Raw genomic sequence first — 4,748 nt, forward strand, 5'->3', positions numbered from 1 at the left:
AAAGCTTTTCTTCAGAAAAGTTTTCCCTCCCTTCCCCAATATTTCCAACTTGCTCTATCTACCCGGCAATAAAAAGGCTTTCAGCTCATCCGGGTCACAGCCGCTGAACAGCAGATGCAGCGGAAAACGGTCAAGCACGGGTGAAAGGGCCTCGTTCGTGTAGGGAACGCCGCGCATGGCCTCTTCCAGATCATAAATCTCGCAGCTGCTCGCCTCGTCGGTCAGGCTCTTGCCCGGCCCGGCCATGAAGAAATCGCCGTAAAAATGACACTCGACCACGCTGCCCTGCCGGATGTCGTAGGAAACCTCCACCTTGCCCCAAGGGAAACGCTGCGCCTTGCGCTCCGTGAACGGAGGCGACGCGCCGTACGTCCAATCCCACGTCGAGTATTTGGCGTCCCGCAGACGGGTGATGGCGACGAAATCCGCCGCGTTCATCCGGTATTCATCCCCGGAACGGTGCTCCATGATCGCATCGCGCACGCGCTGTACCGTCAGCGGCGGCAGATCCGGAGAGTGCACGGCCAGATACTCAGCCAGATTCCCCACGCGGCTGCGGACAGAGGCCACGCCCTTTGACTTGTACTTGGCCGGGTCCACATTGAGCGCCTGAGACAGTACATCAAGGTTGCTGTTTACCAGAATACAGCCGTGATGCAGATAACGCATCCCCCGGCGGCAGTGCGCCACGCCCGCTACTTTCAGGCCGTCCAGCATCAGATCGTTACGCCCGGAAAAGGTCACGGGCAGCCCGAGCTTTTGCAGCGCCTCGGCAATGGGTTTTCCGGCTTCGCTGAAGGCGGGCAGGGCTCCTTCCTTGTCCAGATGATGGATGAAGGTATAGTTGAGCGTCCCGGCGTCGTGATAGACCGAGCCTCCGCCCGTCATCCGGCGCACCACGCTGATCCCGCGCTCGCGCACGAAATCGGCGTTCACTTCCTGACGGGTATTCTGGAACCGCCCCACCACGATGGCCGGGCTGTTCTGCCACAGGATGGCGTAACCGGGATGGCCGGGCTCGATCCGGCCCAAGAAATATTCCTCAAGCGCGAGGTTGAATGCCGGGTCGAGGGAATGATTCACGATCCAATACATGCGGAACTCCATAAAAAAACTTTCATAATGGCGCAGTCCCATTATGAAAGTCCCAAAGGGCCGAGAAAACGGCAAAGAGAGGAGAAGGAATCCCCGACAGCGAACCGTCGGGCGTCGCCCGTGATCCTGACGACGGCGGCAAAGCGTTCTTTGCGGATCCCTTCCCCTCTCCTCGGCTGTTTTTCGTTTACATATCGCCCGTCAGAACGGGCTTGCGGGCTGCGCCGACTTCATCGACGCGACCCACTTTAGTCCGGGTCGGAGAGGCATGCAACAGGTCTGCATCGGTCTCGGCCAATTCCGCGATGGAACGCATGGCCTCAATGAACGCATCCAGATCCTCGAGATTTTCCGATTCGGTGGGCTCGATCATGATCGCGCCGTGCACCACCAGCGGGAAGTAGATCGTCGGCGGATGGATGCCGCAGTCGATCAGGCGCTTGGCGATGTCCATCGTGCTGACCCCGAACTCTTCCTGCTTCTTGTCCGTGAACACACATTCGTGCAGGGAAGGCTGCGGGAAGGGCAGATCGTACAGATCGTTGAGGCTGAACTTGATATAGTTCGCGTTGAGCACGGCCAGCTCGCTGGCACGCTTCAGATCCGGGCCGAGGGTCTTCATGTAGGCCCACGCGCGCAAGACCACGCCGAACTGCCCCCAGAAGGGATGCATACGGCCGATGGACTGCCCTCCGGCGTCGACGGAGTTGTCCACCCAGTCGAGCTTGCCGTCGGTTTCGACCAGACGGGGGCCGGGCAGGAACGGCACAAGCGTCTTGCTCACGCAGATCGCGCCGGAGCCGGGGCCGCCGCCGCCGTGCGGGGTGGAGAACGTCTTGTGCAGGTTCATGTGCATGACGTCGATCCCGATATGGCCCATGTGGGCATAGCCCATGATCGCGTTCAGGTTCGCACCGTCGCCGTAGACAAGGCCGCCGCGGGCGTGCACGAGTTCGGCGATTTCCTTGATGTTGGACTCGAACAGGCCAAGCGTGTTCGGGTTCGTGATCATGATCCCGGCGCAGTCGTCATCCATCAGGGCGGCCACGTCCTCAACGGTCAGGATGCCGTCGGGACCGAGCGGAACCTTTACCGACGAGAAGCCGCACAGGGCGGCGCTGGCCGGATTGGTGCCGTGCGCGGTGTCGGGGATGAGCATCTTGGTGCGCGTGTTGCCCTGCGCCCGGTGCCATGCCTGAATGAGCATGATGCCGGTCAGTTCGCCGTGCGCACCAGCGGAAGGCTGGAGGCTGCACGCCTCAAGGCCGGTCACGGCGCACAGCATCTGCTCGGTTTCGTACAGCACCCGCAGCGCGCCCTGCGAATATTCGGAGGGGAACAGCGGATGCGCACCGGCAAAACCGGGCAGCGCGGCGATTTTTTCGTTGATCTTGGGGTTGTATTTCATGGTGCAGGAACCGAGCGGATACATGCCCGTGTCCACACCGAAGTTCCACGTGGAAAGGCGCGTGTAGTGGCGCACCACATCCAGCTCAGCCAGGTCGGGCAGATTCAGATCCGTCCGCACCATGCCTTCCGCCTCATAGGGGGCGGCGGGCACGTCCGATTCGGGCAGGCTCACGCCCACGCGTCCGGGGCGGCCTTTTTCCCACAGCAGGGGCTCGTTCAGTACGAGACTCGACACCCCGGGCCAAGACTGATTGCTCATCAGGCGATCTCCTTCAGGATGGCGTCGATGTCGGCGCGGCTCCGGGTTTCCGTAACGCAGAAGAGGTAGCTGTCGGCAAGCGGGTACCACTTGGACAGATCCATGCCGAACATGATCTTCTTTTCTTCAAGGAGGCGCTTCCACTTGGCGTCGAAACCGGCGGGAGCGGCCATCACGAACTCATTGAAGGTCTGGCCAGAATACACGGGGCGGAAACCAAGCTTGGCGAGGCCGGCCTTGAGGTATTCGGCCTTGTCGCGGTTAAGCTGGGCCATATGGCGGAGGCCCGTGCCGCCCATGCTCGCAAGGTACATGGCGCAGGTCATGGCGCACAGCCCGGCGTTGGAGCAGATGTTGGACACGGCCTTTTCGCGGCGGATGTGCTGCTCGCGGGTGGACAGGGTGAGCACGAAGGCGCGCTTGCCCTTGTTGTCCACGGTCTGGCCCACGAGACGGCCCGGCAGGTTGCGGACGAAAGCCTTGCGGGTCGCCATAAGCCCCAGATAAGGGCCGCCGAACGCCTGAGACAGGCCGAAGCTCTGCCCTTCGCCGCACACGATGTCCGCGCCCTGGCTGCCGGGGGTGGCCAGCAGGCCATAGGCCATCGCTTCAGTGAAGCCGGTGATCAACAGCCCCTTGCGGGCATGGATCCATTCGGCCTGTTCGGCAAGGTGTTCGACCACGCCGAAGACGTTGGGGGACTGCACGATCAGCGCGGCGAGTTCCGTATCGTCCTTGAGGTGCTCAAGGCTGGTGCCGCCCTCTTCGGTCATGGTGAGGTCGCGCACTTCAATGCCGTTGGCGTTGCAGTACGTGTCCAGCACCGTGCGGTAATGGGGATGCAGGGCCTGCGAAACCGCCACGGCGCTGCGCTTGGTCAGGCGGCAGGCCATCAGCGCACCTTCGGCCAGCGCGGTCGCGCCGTCGTACATGGAGGCGTTGGCCACTTCCATGCCGAGCAGACGGGCGATGAGCGTCTGGAATTCAAAGATGCCCTGCAGCGTACCCTGGCTGATTTCCGGCTGGTACGGCGTGTAGGCGGTGTAAAATTCGGAACGGCCGGCAAGAGCCGGGACAACGGCGGGGATGTAGTGCTGGTAGCTTCCCGCGCCGATCCACGCGGAACCGGCTGCGGGCATGGAAGCGGCCAGCGCTTCAGCCTGCGCCGTCAGTTCCCACTCCGTCATGGCGGTCAGAGGAAGCGCGCCTTCGTGGCGGCAATCCGCCGGGATGGAGGCAAACAGGTCCTCCACCCTGTCGGCGCCGACGACGCCGAGCATCTGCGCTTCGTCTTCCGCGGTGTGGGGGAAATAACGATGCATTACAGGGTCTCCAGATGCGCCTTGTATGCCGCGGCATCCAGCAGTTCGCTCACGCCCTCGGCGGATTCGATTTCGATGAGCCAGCCTTCGCCGTAGGGATCCTGATTCACTTTTTCAGGGGCATCCACCAGCGCTTCGTTGACGGCCTTGACCGTGCCGGCGACGGGCATGAACAGAGGGCTCACGGACTTGGTGGATTCGAGCGTGCCGAACTCCTGACCTTTCTCAAAGGTGTCGCCCACGGAAGGCAGTTCCACATAGGTGAGGTCGCCGAGGGCGTTCTGGGCGTAATCGCTCACGCCGATCTTCCACGGGGCGGAGGTGCTGATCCATTCGTGATCTTCCGAGTAACGCAGTTCGGCGGGAATGTTGGACATGATCGTGTTCCTCTCGTGCGGTTGATATTTACGGTATGCCTCCGGCGGCAAAGGGCTGCCGCCCCTTGACCCCGCCCGGGGGGAATGATTCCCCCCGGACCCCCTCAAAACCGCCTGTATCCGCTCCGGCCGAAACAACGTTTCAACCGGAGCGGATACAGACGGCCCCGAGCGCGTCAGGAGTTCCCTCTTCGTTTTCAACAAGGCTCACTCGCCTCCCCCGCCCCCATTACAAACGTCTTAGGAGAGGGAGAGGTGGGTTTGGGGAGGGGAGGGGAGGGAGAA

General features: G+C 62.2%; 4 protein-coding genes. All 4 read right to left on the reverse strand.

The features are described 5' to 3' along the window. Nucleotides 1-54 precede the first annotated feature (54 nt). On the reverse strand, nucleotides 55-1,095 hold the full coding sequence (locus tag HMPREF0178_RS05765) for a lipoate--protein ligase (protein WP_009379798.1): 1,041 nt from the start codon (nucleotides 1,093-1,095) through the stop codon (nucleotides 55-57). Nucleotides 1,096-1,282: 187 nt separating this feature from the next. Beyond that, complete coding sequence (gene gcvPB, locus HMPREF0178_RS05770; RefSeq protein ID WP_009379800.1) at nucleotides 1,283-2,764, reverse strand: aminomethyl-transferring glycine dehydrogenase subunit GcvPB; 1,482 nt, start codon at nucleotides 2,762-2,764, stop codon at nucleotides 1,283-1,285. Further along, nucleotides 2,764-4,086 carry an aminomethyl-transferring glycine dehydrogenase subunit GcvPA gene (gene gcvPA / locus HMPREF0178_RS05775; RefSeq protein WP_009379802.1) on the reverse strand — a complete coding sequence of 441 codons (1,323 nt, stop codon included), beginning with the start codon at nucleotides 4,084-4,086 and terminating at the stop codon, nucleotides 2,764-2,766. Before gcvPA ends, gcvPB begins: the two co-directional genes overlap by 1 nt. Continuing rightward, nucleotides 4,086-4,463 carry a glycine cleavage system protein GcvH gene (gene gcvH / locus HMPREF0178_RS05780; RefSeq protein ID WP_009379805.1) on the reverse strand — a complete coding sequence of 126 codons (378 nt, stop codon included), beginning with the start codon at nucleotides 4,461-4,463 and terminating at the stop codon, nucleotides 4,086-4,088. Before gcvH ends, gcvPA begins: the two co-directional genes overlap by 1 nt. Nucleotides 4,464-4,748: the final 285 nt, after the last annotated feature.

Origin of the sequence: Bilophila sp. 4_1_30, assembly GCF_000224655.1 — a bacterium.
Classification (GTDB): Bacteria; Desulfobacterota; Desulfovibrionia; order Desulfovibrionales; family Desulfovibrionaceae; genus Bilophila; species Bilophila wadsworthia.

Bases quoted from the DNA above. Each gene is read 5' to 3' on its own strand.
- gcvPA (WP_009379802.1), bottom strand. From the start codon at position 4,086: ATGCATCGTTATTTCCCCCACACCGCGGAAGACGAAGCGCAGATGCTC.
- gcvPB (WP_009379800.1), bottom strand. From the start codon at position 2,764: ATGAGCAATCAGTCTTGGCCCGGGGTGTCGAGTCTCGTACTGAACGAG.
- HMPREF0178_RS05765 (WP_009379798.1), bottom strand. From the start codon at position 1,095: ATGTATTGGATCGTGAATCATTCCCTCGACCCGGCATTCAACCTCGCG.
- gcvH (WP_009379805.1), bottom strand. From the start codon at position 4,463: ATGTCCAACATTCCCGCCGAACTGCGTTACTCGGAAGATCACGAATGG.